Raw genomic sequence first — 15,696 nt, forward strand, 5'->3', positions numbered from 1 at the left:
GCTCCCGGTCGGCCCCGCCCCTGACCGGCCGCCCCGCGCCCGCTGCCCCCGCCCCCGCCCGCCCGGTCAGAGTCCCCCGGGATAGTCCGCGTCCTCGCGGCACAAGGCGCGGGCCAGGCTGCGGTAGAAGAGGAGGACGCCGGGTTCCTTGGGGGAGAGGTGGCCTCGCTCGGCGAAGCGGGAGGTGGCGCCCCGCTGGACGGCCTCCAGGCCGTGGCGGTCCTCGGTGTTGATCGTCGCCGCGTATGCCTCGGCCTCCTTGCGGACGGTGTCGCGGTCCTGGTGCTCCACCATGGCCGTGGGCATCAGCACCCCGCCCCTGACCAGCGTGCGGTCCAGGGACGACGGCACCAGGGTCAGCCAGACGACCATGTCCCCGGAGGCGGCCAGACTGCCCGAGGGGAAGACGAAGAATCCGTACAGATGGGCCCGTTCCTCCTCGGTGAGGTCCAGGACCACCGGCTCCAGCGGGGCCGCGTACCTCACCCGCATGCTGTCCGCCCACGGCGAGTCCGCGCGGACCCGGGTCTCCGCCCCGCCCGGCGTCGTCGGCTGCAGGGTCTCCGGGTGGAAGCCCATGACGTGGTAGTTCTCGTGCGCGTTCTCGACGGCGACCTTCCAGTTGCAGTGCCACTCCTCGGTCCACCCGGCGACCTGGGTCAGTTCCGGCAGCCGGTAGTTCACGAGGTCCTCGCCGATCCGGCGCAGATGGGGTGCGAGGGGCTCGGCCGAGGCGTCGAGGTTGACGAAGACGAAGCCCTGCCACTCCTCCACCGCGAACCCGGGCAGCCGGCAGGCCGACGGATCGAAGGCCGGATTCCGCTTCATGTGGGTGGCGCCGACCAGCCGCCCGTCGAGCCCGTACCGCCACAGGTGGTACGGACAGGTGAACACGTCGGTGCGGCCGGAGCCCCCCTCCACCACCGGCATCAACCGGTGCCGGCACACCGTCGACAGACCGCGCAGCACACCGTCCTCGCCGCGCACCACGACCACCGGCTCACCCGCCACGGACAGCGCCACGTACGCGCCGGGCTCCGCCAGCTCGTCCACGTGCGCCACCAGCACCCACGAACGGCCGAACACCCGCTCCCGCTCCCGCTCCCACAGCTCCGGCGAGGTGAACGCCTCGGGCGGCAGGCTCAACGCCGCCGCGTCCGGTCCCAGATAACGCTCCAGCTCCGTCACGATCTCCCGGACGTCCACGTCGGCCCTCCCTCGGTTCGGTCCGGCCGAGGGTGCTCCCGGACACTCGCGAACCCCTCGCCGCCCGGTCGACACCCCGGCCGCACCGCCTCCACCCGTCCTGTGCGTTTCCTCCAGCGGGCCCTCCGACGATCCGTCCATGTACGGCGCTGACCTCACCGAGATCCACGAACTGATCCACGAGAGCCGCGGCAAGGACTACAAGGCCGAGGCACGCGAGCTCACCCGGCACGTCCGCGGGCTGCGGCCCGGAGCGGGCTCCCTGCTCGACGTGGCCTGCGGCACCGGCGCGCACCTGCGCCACTTCGCCGATCTGTACGAGCGGGTCGCCGGCCTTGAGCTGTCCGAGCCGATGGTCCACGCCGCGCGCCGCGCGCTGCCGGACGTGCCCGTCCACGTCGGCGACATGCGCGCCTTCGACCTCGACACCCGCTTCGACGTCGTCACCTGCATGTTCGGATCCATCGGCTACGCCACCGACGAAGCCGAACTCCACGCCGCCCTAGCCGCGTTCGCCCGGCACCTGACACCCGGGGGAGTGGTGGCCGTCGACCCCTGGTGGTTCCCTGAGACCTACCTCGACGGCTACGTCTCCGGGGCCGTCACGACCCTCGCGGGCCGGACCGTGGCCCGCGTCTCGCACTCCGCGCGGGACGGGGACGCCTGCCGGATGGACGTCCACTACGTGGTGGCCGACGCAGGCGCCGGGGCCCGGCACTTCAGCGAGACCCACCGCATCTCCCTCTTCCCCCGCGCGACGTACGAGGCCGCGTTCCGGGCGGCCGGCCTCACCGTCACGTACGTCCCGGGGCCGCACTCCGGCCGGGGCCTCTTCCTCGGGGCCGCCGCGTGACGTCCCCGCCGCGCCTCGTCGACGCCCCGACCCACCACTCCCGGCTGGAGGCCGCATGCGCGTCCTGTTCGTGACCTCTCCCGGCCTCGGCCACCTCTTCCCGACCATCCCCCTCGCCCAGGCGTTCCGCGCCGCCGGACACCGGGTCCGGTACGCCACCGGCGGGCTCAGCCTGGCCGCCGCCGAGGCGGGGTTCGACGTCGTCGACGTCACGCCCGGCCTCGACTACCTGCCCGTCTACCTGCCGCAGGCACCCGGGGCCGACGGCGCCCCGGTGGACCACCCGATGTTCGCCGAGGACCCCGACGACGCCGAACTCGCCACCCTCTTCGCCCGGGTCTCCGGGGTCATGGTGGACGGCGCCCTCGCCGCCGCCCGGCACTGGTCGCCCGACCTCGTCGTCGCCCCGCCCCTCCAGGGCGCCGGCCGGCTGGTCGCCGCCGCGCTCAAGGTGCCCCTGATCGAGCCCCGGCTCGGCTCGTACGACAGCGGCGCCCGCCTGCGCACCCTGCTCCGCGCCGGAATGGAGCCGCACTGGGACCGTCACGGCGTCACCGGCGAACCCGCGGAGACCGTGCCCCTGACCACCCTCCCCGACAGCCTCACCGCCCTGCTCCCGGAGGACCGCCGCACGCCCCTCGCCCGGCCGCTGCGCCACGTGCCCTACAACGGCGGGTCCGTGCTCCCGGCCTGGCTGGCCGAACCCCCGGGGCTGCCGCGCGTCGCCGTCACCCTCGGCACCATCGAGGCCCAGTGGGGCGGACTCGCGATCCTGGAACCCCTCATGGAGGCGGCCCGGGGCGTCGACGCCGAGTTCGTCGTCACCCTCGGCGGCGGCGACCCCGCGCTGCTCGGCGACGCCCCGCCCAACGTCCGCCTCGTCGACTGGGCCCCGCTCGACCTCCTCCTGCACAGCTGCGACGCGATCATCCACCACGGCGGCAGCGGCACCATGCTCACGGCCGCCGCCGCCGGACTCCCGCAGTGCGTCATCCCGCGCGGCTCCTACCAGCAGACCGGGGCGGACCTGCTGCCCGCGCGCGGCATCGGGATCGTGGCCGAGGCCGGGACCCTCGGCGCCGCCCAGTGCCGCAGGCTGCTCGGCGACGAGGCGCTCCGCGAGAACGCCCGGCAGGTCAGGGACGAGCTGCGCGCGATGCCCACACCCGCTGAGACCGCCGCCCGGCTCGTCGCGGCCGTCGGGTGAACCGCACTCCCACACGAGCGAGGAAAGGCGAACAGATGCTGACGACCGCCCGTCTGACGGAGCACGGCCACCCCGACGAGGAAGCCCTCCGCCACTACCGCGACCAGGGCTTCGTCCACTTCCGGGCGGTGCTCTCCGCCGAAGAGGTGGCCGGCTACCGGGCCGCCGCCGAGGAACTCCTCGACAAGGAGGGCCCCGAGACCTGGGGCGCCTCCGAGGCGGAGACCCAGGTCCACTACGTGGAGGCCGCCTGGCGCAAGCACCCCGCACTGCGCCGGCTGGCCCTCCACCCCGTGGTGACCCGGGCCGCCGAGATCCTGGCGGGCGGGCCGCTGCGCCTCTACGGCACCGACGTCCTCAAGAAGGAGCCCCACGTCCACCTGCCCACGGTCGTCCACGATGACGAACCGGGCCTGCCGCTCGCCGGACTGACCCGCACCCTCACCGTGTGGATCCCGCTCGTGGACGTGCCCGCCGACCGGGGCTCCCTGATCTACGTCCCCGGCTCGCACCGCCGCCCGCCGGAGCACCGCCAGGTCCACCTGGCCGGCTTCCAGGACTACCGGCCGATGGAGGAGGTCTGGCCGGACTTCCCGTTCAGCCCCAGGACGGCCGTTCCCATGCGCGCCGGCGACCTCGTCTTCCACGACTTCCGCACCGTCCACATGGCGGGGGTCAACACGGACGGCGAACGCCGGCTCGCCTTCGCCGCCGTCTACATGGACTCCGACGCCACCTACCGCCCCGGCGTACAGGACCATCCGGTCGCCCATCTGCGGCCGGGCGCCCCGGTCGACGGCGAACGCTTCCCCCTCATCGCCCCCGGGCCCGGACCCGGAGCCGAGGCGTGAGCACGGACCCGACGGCCCCGGCGGACCGGGCGGGCCGGGTCGGCCCGGCGGAGCTCGCGGAGCTGGGGGAGCGGCTCCAGCGCGCGTACGGGACGCTGTGGCTGCACCGGCTCAAGGGCGACCCGTACGCCGCCCTCCTCTGCGACGTCGACGAGGACCCGGGCCCGCTGAGGGAGCGCGTCCGCGCCGCCGGACCCCTCTGGCGCTCCGGACCCGGTCCCTGGGTCACCGCCGACCCTGCCGTCGGCGCCGCCCTGCTCGCCCACCCCGGGACCGGGCACGAGCCCCTCCTCCCCGGCGAGGCCGCCCCGCCGTCCACGACCCCCCTGCCCGTCCCCGACCTCGCCCCGCTGTGCGCCCGCCTGCTCGACGCGGCGGGAGCCGAGTTCGACCTGGTCGCCGACCTCGCGGAACCCCTCGCGGCGGGCGCCCTGGCCCGGGCCTGCGCCGTGCCGGAGGCCGAGCACGGGCGCTTCGCCGAGGCCCTCGCCGACTGCGGGACCGCCCTGGACGCGGTCGTGTGCCCGCAGCGGCTCGCGACCGCCCGGCGCACCGGCCCGGCCCTCGACGTGCTGCGCTCCCTGCTCGGCGCCGCCCGCGGCGCGCCGGACCCGGCCACGGTCGTGGCAGGCGCGCGCACCGGCGCCGACCTCGTCGCCCGCACCGTCCTCGGCGCCCGGCTGCCGCTGCCCGGCGGGCGGGCGGCGGCCGCGGTCGACCGGGCCCTCGACACCGAGCCGCCGGTGCGGATCGCCCCGCTCCTGGCCCACACAGACATCGAGCTCGCGGGCGCCCGGATCGCGGCCGGCGAGCGGCTCGCGGTCCTGCTCGACGACGGCCCCGAGCCGCCCGTGCTCCGGGCCACGGCCCCGCTCCGGCGCGCGATGGCGGAGAGCCTCCTCGCGGCCCTGGCGGACCGCTACACCGCGCTGAGCCCCACCGCCCCGGCGGTACGCCGCCCCCGGGCACCGCTGACCCGGGGCCCCGCCCGGGTCCCCCTGCGGGCGACCGCCGCCCCGGGCGCGAGGAGGACGGGAGAGCGATGAGGGTCCTGTTCAGCTCCCTGGAGGGCAGCCACTTCCAGCTGCTCGCCCCCCTGGCCTGGGCCCTGCGCACCGCGGGGCACGAGGTGCGTGCCGCCTGCGTCCCGGGCGTGGTCGAGACCGTGACCCGGACGGGCATCACGGCCGTCCCGCTCGACAGCCCGCCCTGGTACGAAGGGCTGGAGGACTTCCACAAGGAGGCCATCGCCCACTTCGGCACCGCCGACCAGAACCCCGACCGGGCCCCTGCCGCCGGAACGGACCCGGACCGGGAGGGCGGCTGGGCGGAGCAGCTCGGCTACGAGAGCGTCATCGTCCCCGCCCTCAACTCCCGCCTCAACTCCGACCGGTTGATCGACGAACTGGTCGCCTTCGCCCGCCACTGGCGGCCCGACCTGGTGATCTGGGAGACGCTCTGCCTGGCCGGCCCCGTCGCGGCGCTCACGGTCGGCGCCGCGCACGCCCGCCTGGTCTCCGGGCCGGAACTCGCCATGCAGCTGGGCACCCGGCGGGCCTTCCTGCGGCTCGCCGCCGAGCAGCCGCCCGAGCACCGCGAGGACCCCACCGCCGAATGGCTCGACCGGACCCTGGAACGCCTCGGCGCCGACGCCCGCTTCGACGAGTCGGTGCTCACCGGCCAGTGGACCGTCGACACCCGCCCCGCGAGCCTGCGCGAGGACCTGGGCCTGACCGTCGTCCCCGCCCGCTACATCCCGTACAACGGGCGCTCGGAGGTGCCCCGCTGGCTTCGCGAGCCGCCCGCGCGGCCCCGGGTCTGCGTCACCCTCGGCGTGAGCATCGACAGCGGCTACGGCCTCTGGGACCTCGACACCGTGCTCGTCGGCATGCTGGACGCCCTCGCCGGGCTGGACGTCGAGGTCGTGGCCGCCCTCTCCGAACGGCAGCGCGCCCACCTGCCGCCGCTCCCCGACACCGTACGGGTCGTGGACCACGTACCGATGCACGACCTGCTGCCGACCTGCGCGGCCGTGGTCCACCACGGCGGCTACCAGACCAAGGCCACCGCGGAGTTCCACGGCGTCCCCCAGGTCCTCCTCACCGGCTGGGAGTGGGTCACCGAATCCATGGGCGCCGCCTACGAGAAGCAGGGCAACCTCCTCTCCCTGCCGCTGCGCGAGTTCACCCCCGACCGGTTCCGCGAGAAGGTCGCGACGGTGCTGGGGGACCCGTCGTACGCCGCGCATGCCCGGCGGCTGCGGCGGGAGACCGAGGAGATGCCGACGCCCAACGAGGCCGTCGCCGCCATCGAGCGGCTCACGGCCCTGCACCGGAGGGAACGGCGAGGAGCATGAGGCTCACGGAGATCCTGGCGGAGCTGGAACGCTACCTGGACGACGACGCCCCCCAGGTGAGCCTCCCCCCGGCGGCCTTCACCTCACCGGAGCTGTGGGAGGCGGAACAGGAACGGGTCCTCGCCCGGTCCTGGCTGCTCGCCGCCCACGTGGACCAGCTGGCCGGGCCCGGCGCGAGCGTGACCCTCGCCCCGGCCGGCCGGCCCGTCACGGTGACCCGGGAGCCGGACGGCACCCTGCGCGCCCGGTCCGCCCTCGGCCCGCACCGGCCGACGCCGGCCGTGGAGGAGTGGCGGGGCCTCGTCTTCGTCAACCCCGACGGGACGGCCGAGCCGCTGGCCCCGCACCTGCGGCGGACCGGCGAGGAACTCGCCGCCTACCGGCTGTCCGAGATGACACAGGTCGCCTCCTGGACCGAGGAGTGGCGGTGCAACTGGAAGATCGCCGTGCAGAACGCCCACGAGAACTATCACGCCATGGGGCTCCATCCCACCACGGTGGCCCTCATCACCCCGCCCGGCGGCGCCATGGAGGTCCGGACCGAGACCCGCTGGGTCACCCGGCTGCTCAGCCCGTTCCGCGAACCCCTCGCCGCCACCGCGCTCCCGCTCGACGCCGACCAGCGGGCGACCATGTACAACTGCGCGGTCTTCCCCTGCGGCAGCTTCGCCGCCTTCGGCGACTCCGTCGTCTGGATCACGATGGTCCCGCTGGCCCTCGACCGGGTCGAGGTGCGCGGCGGGGTGCTCATGCACCCCGCCGCCCTGGCCGGCCTGGACCGGGATGCCCTCGACGCACAGTCGGCCGAGCTCGCGGCGGGCGCCGAGGTGGTCAACCGGGAGGACCGCGTCGGCATGGAGGCGGTCCAGCGGGTGGCCGGCTCCCGCTTCGCCGCACGCGGGCACCTCTCGCCGAAGGAGCCCGGGGTGACGGCCTTCTACCGTGCCCTCGCCCGGTCCCTCACCACCCCCTGACCCCTCGCTCAGCCGGCTTCGCGCTCGAACGCCGTGGGGTCGAACCCGCCGACCTCCGCCAAGGGGATGACCTCGAAGCGGAGGTGCGGGCTGAGCGGGTTCCCGTACAGCAGCGTGTTCAGCTCCTCGTGCGAGCCGACCTCGTAGATCAGCAGACCGCCCGAGGCGCCGACCCTGATCCAGTTGTGCCGGATGACCCCCTTGTCCACCAACCCCCTGATGTACCCGAAGCCCTCGGGCAGCCGCCGCCTGAACTCGTCGGCGGGGATACCGGTCGGGGACTGGGTCGCCAGCACGGCGAACAGCGCCATCGTGCCTCCAAGGTCGTGGGTGTCCGAGGCCCCGAGTGTCCGCCGCGGCGGTCACCGACGGCTCGACGGCCGCTGGACGGGCAGCCGCACACCGATCACCCACCGATCACTGATTCCAGGAGAAGGAGTTCCCGATGAGATGGCTGGTCACCGGAGCCGGCGGGCTCCTCGGGCACGAGGTGACGGCCGCCCTGGCCGCCGAGGGCGCCGACGCGGTCGGCCTGGACCGGCGCGCCCTCGACGTCACCGACCCCGACGCCCTCGCCGCGGCCTTCACCCGGCACCGCCCCGGCCTCGTGGTCAACTGCGCCGCCTACACGGCCGTGGAGGCGGCGGAGGACGAGGAGCGGCGGGCCCTCCTCGTCAACAGGGACGGCCCCCGGCACCTGGCGGCCCTCTGCGCCCGGCACGGCACCCGGCTGCTGCACCTCTCCACCGACTACGTCTTCCCGGGCGACGCCGACACCCCGTACGCCGAGGACCACCCGACGGACCCCCGCAACGCCTACGGGCGCGGCAAACGCGCGGGCGAGCGGGCCGTCCTGGAGCTCCTGCCCGACCGGGGTGTCGTGGTGCGCACCGCCTGGCTGTACGGCCGGCACGGGCCGAACTTCGTCCGCACGATGACCGGGCGCGCGCGGGGCGAGGGGCCCGTGGACGTGGTCGCCGACCAGGTGGGGCAGCCGACCTGGGCGGCGGACGTGGCCCGGCTCCTGCTCGCCCTCGGGCGCACGCCGGGCGCGCGCGGGGTCTTCCACGCGACCAACGCGGGCCGGGCCACCTGGTACGAGCTGGCCCGCGAGGTGTTCCGGCTCGTCGGAGCCGACCCCGGCCGGGTGCGCCCGGTGTCCGGTGCGGCCTTCGGCGGACGTGCGCCCCGCCCCCCGTACACCGTGCTGGGCCACGCCCGCTGGCGGGAGGCCGGCATCCCGCCGCCCCGGCCGTGGCGCGAGGCGCTGGGCGAGGCGCTGCGGGAGGAGCTGCGGCACGGGACGGGGGAGGCGGCGGAGGACGCGACGGGGAACGCGACGGGGGGCGGGGCCGCCGGGGGCTCAGGCGGCCCAGGCGGGCCGTCGGTGTCGCCGCGTCAGTCCCTCCAGGACGGGGACCAGTTCGGCGGGTGACGGCATGCCCGCGATCTCGTCCCTGAGCCGTGCCGCGTTCCGCGCGTACGAGGGCTCGCGCAGCACCCGGGTCACCAGCCCCCGCAGCTCCTCCGGGGTCAGCGGACCCGGGCCGGAGGGGCGCAGACCGGCGCCCGAGCGGACGACCAGGTCCGCCCTCGGGTGCAGGTCCCACAGGTCGTTGGGGACGACGATCTGCGGGACGCCGTGCACCAGCGCGTTCTGGGAGGTGCCGAACCCGCCCTGGTGCACGATCGCGGAGCAGGACGGCAGCAGCGCGTCGAGCGGGACGAAGTCCACCGCCCGTACGTTGTCGGGCAGCTGCCTCGTCTCGGCGAGCTGGCCCGCGTCGAGGGTCGCCACGACCTCCGCGTCCAGCGCGGCGAGCGCCTCCAGCAGGACCGGGACGGAGGCCCGCTCGCCGCCCATCACCTCGCGGAACGAGAGCCCGAGGGTGAGACAGATCCGGGGCCGGGAGGGCGGCTCGCGCAGCCAGTCGGGCAGCGTGGCCCGCCCGTTGTACGGGACGTGCCGGACCGGGACCCAGGGCAGGTCGGTGGCGGTGCGCAGCGCGGCGGGGGCGGGGTCGAGGGTCCACTGGCCGGTGACCAGGTCCTCGGTGAAGCCGCCGCCGTGGCGGCCCGCGGTCCACCGCAGCCACTCGGCGAGCGGGTCCTCGCGCAGCGCCGGGGGCCGGGCGGCGAGCGAGGCGCGGTGGCGCCGCCGCATGGTGCCGACGAGGTCGAGGCCGTAGAGCAGCCGCGCGTGCGCCGCCCCGCAGGCCCGCGCCGCGATGGAGCCGCCCATCATGAGGGTGTCCCAGATCACCAGGTCGGGACGCCAGCGACGGGTCAGCGCGACCAGGTCGTCGACGGTCTCCTCGGCGGAGAAGTTCTGGAAGATGGACGAGGTCATGACGGTGAACAGGCCGTCGAGGAAGTCGGGGGTCAGCCGCTCCGGACGGTCCTCCGTCATCCGCATCAGTTCCTGGGCGTCGGGCGGGTCCGCGAGACGTTCGGCGGCCTTCTCCCGCCGCCGCCGCAGCTCCTCGACGGACTCGTCCTGGGCCAGCCGGGGCCCCACCGGGACGGCGGGGAGCCCCGCCGCGGTGATGGCCTCCACGAGGTCCGGCTGACTGGCGACACGCACCTCGTGGCCGGCGGCGCGCAGGGCCCAGGCCAAGGGGACCTGGACGAAGAAGTGGGGTGTGGCGGCCAGGGTCACAAACAGCACTCGCATGGCGGCGAGGCTAGGAAGCGGACCTCGAAGCCGCCTCGACGCGCGCGCGAGCGGTTCCGCGACCGGTTCGCGACGCGCGGTCGAGCCCGCCTCGACCCGTCCTCCAGGGCCTGTCCGGTGGATCAGGGCCGCGACCCCGTTCATGATCCACCGGACAGGCCCCAGCCCCGGCTCAGGGGCCGGGCAGCCATGCCTCGTCGTCGGTCGCGTGGGCCAGGACCCGCTGCAGCAGCTCGCGCAGGGTCTCCACCTCGTCCGCGTCGAGGTCGCCGAGCAGCTCCGTCTCCACCCGCTCCAGCGGCCCGTCGATCCGGGTGAGCAGATAGCGCGCGGTGTCGGTGATCTCCAGTCGGCGCGAGCGGTCGTCGGCGCCCGGCCGGCGGCGCACATGGCCGGCCTCGGCGAGGTCGTTCACCAACTGGTGCACGGACTGCCGGGCGACGCCGAGCTGCCGGGCGAGCTCCGCCATGGTCAGCTCCGGTTCGAGCGAGAGCTGGGTCAGCAGACCGTACTGACGAACCGTCAAATCGTAGTCCTGTAGCCGCTCGTCGACCCGGCGCGTGGCCACGGTGCTCGCCACGGCCAAGAGATAGGGGATGTGGGTCCGCAAGGTTCACCTCGACCGGGAGACGCGTGATCTTCTCTCCTCCGACGGTATGTCATGCACCGCCGTTCCGCCGATCGGAGCGGTGCGCGGCCACCAGCCGCTCCAGACCCGGCACGATCTCCGCGGGCGACGGCGTCCCGCGCAGCTCGTCGCGGACCCTGGCCGCGGCGCGCGCGAACGACCCGTCGTCGAGCACCCGCTCCACCATCGCCCGCAGCCGGCCGGCGGTCAGCTCCTCCGGCGGGCAGGTCAGGGCCACCCCGGCCGCCCGGGCCCGCTCCGCCCGGGGGGTGTTGCACCACATCCGGGCCGGGACCACGACCTGGGGCACCCCGTGCGCCAAGGCCGTCAGGAAGGTCCCGGCCCCGCCGTGGTGGATGACCGCCGAGCAGCTCGGCAGCAGCTCGTTGAGCGGGACGAAGTCGACGGCGCGCACGTTGGGCGGCAGCGGTCCCAGCTCCGCGAGCTGCGCGGAGTCGAGCGTCGCCACCACCTCCACGTCCAGGTCGGCCACGGCCGCGAGGAGTTCGCCGACGGACGCCTGGTCCCGGCCGACCACCTCGCGGAAGGAGACGCCCAGGGTCAGACAGACCCGGCGCCGCGCGGGAGTCTCGTCCAGCCACCCGGGCACCACCGCCCGTCCGTTGTACGGCACGTAGCGCACCGGGACCCGGGGCAGCGGGAGCGGCAGGGCCAGGGAGGCGGGGACCGGGTCGATGGTCCACTGCCCGGTCACCAGCTGCTCGTCGAAGCCCCGGCCGGGCCCCGCGAGCCCGTGCCGTTCCAGGACCGGGCCCAGCCACTCCTCCAGCGGGTCGTCCCGCAGCTCCGGCGGCAGCCGGTCCAGGACGGCCCGGTAGCGCTCGCGCAGCAGCCCCACCAGGTCGAGCCCGAACAGCAGCCGGGCGTGCGGGGCGCCCGAGGCGCGGGCGGCGACCGGCCCGGCGTACGTCATGGTGTCCCAGACCACCAGGTCCGGCCGCCAGTCCCGGGCGAAGGCGACCAGCTCGTCGATCATGCGGTCCGGCACGGTGTTCCGGTGCACCATCGGCGTCCACGCGGCGAAGATCCCGTGCACGTGCTCGGGCGTGAGCCGGGCGGGGTCGATCTCGCCCGGGTCGAGGGCGCGGAGCCAGGCGTCGTCGCGCAGTTCGGCCGGGAGCCCCGTGTCGTCGGGGTTCATCTTGGCCGCGACGTGCAGCGGGTCGCCGACCGGCACCGCCGTCAGGCCGGCCCGGGTGATGTCCTCGGTCACGTCCGGCTGGGTCGCGACCCGCACCTCGTGCCCGGCGGCGCGCAGCGCCCACGCGAGCGGGACCTGGGCGGCCACGTGGGTGGCGGCGGCGAAGGGCTGGAACAGGACGCGCATCGGCGGTCCCCTCTCGGACGGTTCGATCGGGCAGGGCTGGGGCCGGGTCGGGTCGAGTCGGCTCGACCCGAACCGGCTGGATGCGACTCGACTGGACTGGATTCGACTCGACTCGACTCGACTCGGCTTGGCTCTGTTCGGTGCGATTCAGCGTGATTCGGATCGGATTGCCTCGGCTCTGCTCGGCTCGCCTCGGGTCAGGTGAGGGACAGTCCGCCGTCGACCGGGACCACCAGGCCGTTGGCGTACGCAGCCTCCGGCTGGGTGAGCTGGACGGCCCACCAGGCGATCTCCTCGGGGCGGGCCACCCGGCCGCTCGGGGTCCGGGCGGCGATCTGCTTCAGGAAGGCCGCCTGCTCCGGGTCGGCGTCGGCCGGGTCCGGATCCGAGCGGGTGTCGGTCACCCCGGGAGCCAGCCCCACGACCCGGATGCCGCGCGGGGCCAGCTCCACGGCCCACGTCCGGGTGAGGAAGTCGAGGCCGGCCTTGGCGGCCCCGTACAGGCCGTTGTCCGGCCAGGAACGCAGGCCCAGCGCGCCGGCCGAGCCGATGTTCACCACCGTGCCGGACCGCTCCGCCAGGTGCGGCAGCGCGGCCCGGGTGAGCAGCACGGGGGCCAGGAGGTTGGTGTGGAGCTGCCGTTCGGCCTCGGCCCGGTCCAGGGCGGCGAGCGGGCGGTACCCCATCGCGGCCGCGTTGTTCACCAGGACGTCGAGCCCGCCGAGGGCGCTCACCGCGGCGTCGGCGATCCGGTCCGGGGCGTCCGGCTCGGTGACGTCGGCGACCAGGACGCGGATGCCCGGGTGGAGTGCGGCGGTCCCGGCGAGCGTGGCCGCGGTGCGGCCGACGACGAGCACGCGGTCGCCGTGCTCGGCGAAGGCGCGGGCGGTGGCCCGGCCGATGCCGGTGCCGCCGCCGGTGACGACGATCCCGCGCGGGGCGTGGTCCGCGGGCGGGCGGCCCGGGCCTTCGGTTTCCTCGGTTCGTGTGGTCATGCCGGGCAGGATCCGGAGGGCGCCTCGCAAGCGCCTCGACACTCGCGCACCGAGCTCACCGCGTTCGTCCCCCGTCTCCCGCCCCCTCCTGTCCCCCCGGGAGCGTGCCCTGCGGGCCGCACGCCCCCGCCCCCACCCCGCCCCTCACCCGCCCGTCGCCAGCGCCTCCAGGTCGGTGGCGAGCGCGGCGGGGGTCGGCGCCTCGGCCATCTCCGCGCGGAGCCGTGCGGCCGCGTCCCGGTGCGCCCGGTCCTCGATCAGCCGCTCGACGCCGGACCGGATCGCGGCCTCGTCGGCGAGGTGCCCGGGGACGTGCAGCGCGGCTCCGCTGCCCGCCAGCCGCTCCCCGACGATCTGCTGCTCGGCGGCGAAGGTCGCGATGAACTGCGGCACCCCCGCCCACAGGGCCGTCAGGGCGCTGCCGCTGCCGCCGTGGTGGAGCACGGCCGAGCAGCCCGGCAACAGGGCGGCCAGCGGCAGGTGTTCGACGACCCTGACCGAGTCGGGCACCGCACCGAGCGCGGCGACGTCCCGGGCCGTGGCGGTGAGCACCACCTCGCAGTCCAGCCCTTCGAGGGCGGCGACGATCCGGGGGAGGAGGAACGAGTCGGGCCCGCACAGCGTCGACAGGGCGGTCGACCAGGTGACGCAGACCCGGGTCCGCCCCGGCGGCCGGGCGGTCCAGGCCGGCGCGGCCCCGGAACCGTTGTACGGGACGTAGCGGACGGGCAGCCGCTCGGCCAGGACCGGGACCTTCAGCGACCCCGGGCTCGGGTCGACGACCCGCTCGATCATCCCGAGGCCGAACGTCCCCAGGCCGTACCGGGGGAACGAGCCGCTGTGGTCGGTGGGGACGATCCGCATGTGCTCGGGGTCGTGCGGACTCGCCGGGCCCCACAGGCACAGCGCCGAGGGGACGCCGGACAGCTTGGCGACGAGCAGGCCCTCCAGGCTCCCCGGATCGTGCAGGACCAGCTGTGGCCGCCAGTCCCCGGCGTAGGAGACGGCCGCGTCGAAGCCCCGGGCGGCCGACTCCGCGAGGGCCGGCTCGGTCTCCGCCGCGAAGCGTCCGGCGTCGAACGCGTCGAGCCGGTCGAGCCGTTCACCCGTCAGCGGGTGCGGGGGGAGCCAGGGGTACGGCCAGATCCCCCGGACCGCCTCCGCGTGGTACTGCAGCCGGAGCCGCAGCACCTCCTCCATCGCCGACAGGACCGGCACCGGCAGCAGGCCGGACCGTCCGACGGCGTCCGCCTGGGAGGCGGCGCACAGCACCCGGACCTCGTGGCCCGCCGCCTGGAGGGCCCAGCCCAGCGGGACCATGGCCGCGTACTGGGTGGGCCAGGACGACACGGTGAACAGGACGCGCACGGTGTACTCCCTCCGTCTCGACGCGCTCGGACCGTCCCGCCCGCCTCACTTGGCGCCGAGGGCGGTCCACACGTCGGCGTCCATCCACGTGGGCAGGGTGTCCTCCCCGTTGGTGCCCTTCTCCACGAAGACGAGGTTGTGGTAGGCGTGCAGCCCGGTCACGGTGCCCTGGGTCACGGTGGGCCGGCCGACGGCGGGGTCCCGGTGCTCCCGGTGGTGCAGGTCGTCGATCAGCTCCTTGACGAGACCCAGCGAGGTGTCGGGCCCGGCGACGCCGCCGGAGCTGCCGCCGAAGTCGCCGAAGTACGCGGTCTGGAGGTCCTCGATCACGTACAGGCCGCCGGGCCGCACCAGCGGGAACAGGGTCCGGAACGAGGTGCGCACGTGCTCGTTGACGTGACTGCCGTCGTCGATGACCAGGTCGAACGGGCCGTGCTCGCGGGCCATCGCGGTCAGGTACTCCGGGTCGTTCTGGTCGCCGACCAGTGCCGTGATCCGGGGCTCGGTCAGCGCCGTCTTGTCGTACAGGTCCAGGCCGAAGACCTCGCCCCGGGGGAAGAAGCGCTTCCACATCTTCAGCGAGCCGCCGCCCAGGTCGTCCTCGAAGCCGCCGATCCCGATCTCCAGGATCCGCACCGGACGGTCGCGGTAGCGGGCGAAGTGACGCTCGTAGTGGGCCGTGTACCAGTGGAAGCTGGCCCACTTGTCGGAGCCGTACCGGATGGACAGCTCGCCCAGGTCGGGGCGGCGCCCCGTGCAGCCGGCCATCAGGGTGGCCGTGGCCTGGGCGGCCGCGCGCAGCACCGTGTTCATCTCGGTGAGGAGCTCGCGCAGCTGCCCGGGGTCCTCGGGCGTGGGCAGGAAGGAGTTGGTGAAGTCCCCGGTGCGCGGGGAGTCCGTCGGCCCGAAGAGCCGGCGGATCAGCCCCGCGGCGGTGAACGTCACTCGGGAGCGGACCCGGGCTGATTCCTCGGCGACCACCCGGACCGGCTCGTCGCGCACCATGCGCAGCGCGACGCCGTGCCGCTCACCGCCGTGGGTGAGGTCGAGCGCCACCTCGACGGGGGCGGTGTTGGCCGGTTCGGGGCAGCGGAACACCACCTCCTCGACGAGGACGCGCGCCACCGCGGCGAGACCGGCGTCCTTCAGCAGGGCGTCGATCTCGTCGTCGGTGCCGGCTCCGGCTCGGATCAGGCGTCGGATCAGGGCGTTCTCTGCGGCATCCACCATGTCGGC

At 75.2% G+C, this 15,696-nt stretch carries 15 protein-coding genes; 7 read left to right on the forward strand and 8 right to left on the reverse strand.

What is annotated here, in order from left to right:
- Positions 1-66: 66 nt before the first annotated feature.
- Positions 67-1,206 carry an aromatic ring-hydroxylating dioxygenase subunit alpha gene (locus AB0C99_RS28795; protein WP_362481010.1) on the reverse strand — a complete coding sequence of 380 codons (1,140 nt, stop codon included), beginning with the start codon at positions 1,204-1,206 and terminating at the stop codon, positions 67-69.
- A 139-nt stretch (positions 1,207-1,345) separates the two neighbouring features.
- Here AB0C99_RS28795 and AB0C99_RS28800 point away from each other — a divergent pair, with 139 nt between their 5' ends.
- From AB0C99_RS28800 to AB0C99_RS28825, 6 genes are read left to right on the forward strand one after another with little or no spacing between them, the layout of a single operon-like run.
- A complete protein-coding gene (locus AB0C99_RS28800) occupies positions 1,346-2,059 on the forward strand; it encodes a class I SAM-dependent methyltransferase (protein ID WP_362481013.1) in 714 nt (237 codons plus the stop codon).
- Between the two features lie 55 nt (positions 2,060-2,114).
- Entirely contained in the window at positions 2,115-3,266 is a 1,152-nt protein-coding gene (locus AB0C99_RS28805; protein ID WP_362481016.1) for a nucleotide disphospho-sugar-binding domain-containing protein, read from the forward strand.
- A gap of 35 nt (positions 3,267-3,301) precedes the next feature.
- Positions 3,302-4,117, forward strand: a complete 816-nt coding sequence (locus tag AB0C99_RS28810; RefSeq protein WP_362481019.1) for a phytanoyl-CoA dioxygenase family protein — start codon at positions 3,302-3,304, stop codon at positions 4,115-4,117.
- Positions 4,114-5,163: a hypothetical protein gene (locus AB0C99_RS28815; protein ID WP_362481021.1), complete on the forward strand. Its 1,050-nt coding sequence runs from the start codon at positions 4,114-4,116 to the stop codon at positions 5,161-5,163. The genes AB0C99_RS28810 and AB0C99_RS28815 overlap by 4 nt, the downstream gene beginning before the upstream one ends.
- Positions 5,160-6,473 carry an activator-dependent family glycosyltransferase gene (locus AB0C99_RS28820; RefSeq protein WP_362481024.1) on the forward strand — a complete coding sequence of 438 codons (1,314 nt, stop codon included), beginning with the start codon at positions 5,160-5,162 and terminating at the stop codon, positions 6,471-6,473. Before AB0C99_RS28815 ends, AB0C99_RS28820 begins: the two co-directional genes overlap by 4 nt.
- Positions 6,470-7,447 carry an SRPBCC family protein gene (locus AB0C99_RS28825; RefSeq protein WP_362481027.1) on the forward strand — a complete coding sequence of 326 codons (978 nt, stop codon included), beginning with the start codon at positions 6,470-6,472 and terminating at the stop codon, positions 7,445-7,447. Before AB0C99_RS28820 ends, AB0C99_RS28825 begins: the two co-directional genes overlap by 4 nt.
- Before the next feature lie 8 nt (positions 7,448-7,455).
- Here the strand turns inward: AB0C99_RS28825 and AB0C99_RS28830 are convergent, their stop codons facing one another.
- A complete protein-coding gene (locus tag AB0C99_RS28830; protein WP_362481030.1) occupies positions 7,456-7,758 on the reverse strand; it encodes a muconolactone Delta-isomerase family protein in 303 nt (100 codons plus the stop codon).
- A 134-nt stretch (positions 7,759-7,892) separates the two neighbouring features.
- Between AB0C99_RS28830 and rfbD the strand changes: the two genes are divergently transcribed.
- Complete coding sequence (rfbD, locus tag AB0C99_RS28835; RefSeq protein ID WP_362481033.1) at positions 7,893-8,882, forward strand: dTDP-4-dehydrorhamnose reductase; 990 nt, start codon at positions 7,893-7,895, stop codon at positions 8,880-8,882.
- Here rfbD and AB0C99_RS28840 read toward each other — a convergent pair.
- From AB0C99_RS28840 to AB0C99_RS28865, 6 genes are all read right to left on the reverse strand, one after another.
- On the reverse strand, positions 8,811-10,121 hold the full coding sequence (locus AB0C99_RS28840) for an activator-dependent family glycosyltransferase (protein WP_362481037.1): 1,311 nt from the start codon (positions 10,119-10,121) through the stop codon (positions 8,811-8,813). The two genes, rfbD and AB0C99_RS28840, sit on opposite strands and share 72 nt — an antisense overlap.
- 172 nt (positions 10,122-10,293) lie before the next feature.
- Positions 10,294-10,701, reverse strand: coding sequence for a MarR family transcriptional regulator (locus AB0C99_RS28845; protein ID WP_205628114.1), 408 nt, complete (start codon positions 10,699-10,701; stop codon positions 10,294-10,296).
- Between the two features lie 79 nt (positions 10,702-10,780).
- Complete coding sequence (locus AB0C99_RS28850) at positions 10,781-12,097, reverse strand: activator-dependent family glycosyltransferase (RefSeq protein ID WP_362481040.1); 1,317 nt, start codon at positions 12,095-12,097, stop codon at positions 10,781-10,783.
- Between the two features lie 197 nt (positions 12,098-12,294).
- The gene (locus tag AB0C99_RS28855; protein WP_362481142.1) at positions 12,295-13,026 is read right to left on the reverse strand and encodes an SDR family oxidoreductase; all 732 of its coding nucleotides are present in this window, start codon (positions 13,024-13,026) and stop codon (positions 12,295-12,297) included.
- Positions 13,027-13,236: 210 nt separating this feature from the next.
- Positions 13,237-14,460 carry a nucleotide disphospho-sugar-binding domain-containing protein gene (locus AB0C99_RS28860; protein ID WP_362481042.1) on the reverse strand — a complete coding sequence of 408 codons (1,224 nt, stop codon included), beginning with the start codon at positions 14,458-14,460 and terminating at the stop codon, positions 13,237-13,239.
- Positions 14,461-14,505: 45 nt separating this feature from the next.
- Positions 14,506-15,690 carry a class I SAM-dependent methyltransferase gene (locus tag AB0C99_RS28865; RefSeq protein WP_362481045.1) on the reverse strand — a complete coding sequence of 395 codons (1,185 nt, stop codon included), beginning with the start codon at positions 15,688-15,690 and terminating at the stop codon, positions 14,506-14,508.
- Positions 15,691-15,696 lie beyond the last annotated feature (6 nt).

Origin of the sequence: Streptomyces sp. NPDC048659 (assembly GCF_040650575.1) — a bacterium.
GTDB lineage: Bacteria > Actinomycetota > Actinomycetes > Streptomycetales > Streptomycetaceae > Streptomyces.

Coding starts and splice junctions, on each gene's coding strand:
- AB0C99_RS28800 (WP_362481013.1), top strand. CDS start 1,346: ATGTACGGCGCTGACCTCACCGAGATCCACGAACTGATCCACGAGAGC.
- AB0C99_RS28805 (WP_362481016.1), top strand. CDS start 2,115: ATGCGCGTCCTGTTCGTGACCTCTCCCGGCCTCGGCCACCTCTTCCCG.
- AB0C99_RS28810 (WP_362481019.1), top strand. CDS start 3,302: ATGCTGACGACCGCCCGTCTGACGGAGCACGGCCACCCCGACGAGGAA.
- AB0C99_RS28820 (WP_362481024.1), top strand. CDS start 5,160: ATGAGGGTCCTGTTCAGCTCCCTGGAGGGCAGCCACTTCCAGCTGCTC.
- AB0C99_RS28825 (WP_362481027.1), top strand. CDS start 6,470: ATGAGGCTCACGGAGATCCTGGCGGAGCTGGAACGCTACCTGGACGAC.
- AB0C99_RS28830 (WP_362481030.1), bottom strand. CDS start 7,758: ATGGCGCTGTTCGCCGTGCTGGCGACCCAGTCCCCGACCGGTATCCCC.
- rfbD (WP_362481033.1), top strand. CDS start 7,893: ATGAGATGGCTGGTCACCGGAGCCGGCGGGCTCCTCGGGCACGAGGTG.
- AB0C99_RS28840 (WP_362481037.1), bottom strand. CDS start 10,121: ATGCGAGTGCTGTTTGTGACCCTGGCCGCCACACCCCACTTCTTCGTC.
- AB0C99_RS28850 (WP_362481040.1), bottom strand. CDS start 12,097: ATGCGCGTCCTGTTCCAGCCCTTCGCCGCCGCCACCCACGTGGCCGCC.
- AB0C99_RS28865 (WP_362481045.1), bottom strand. CDS start 15,690: ATGGTGGATGCCGCAGAGAACGCCCTGATCCGACGCCTGATCCGAGCC.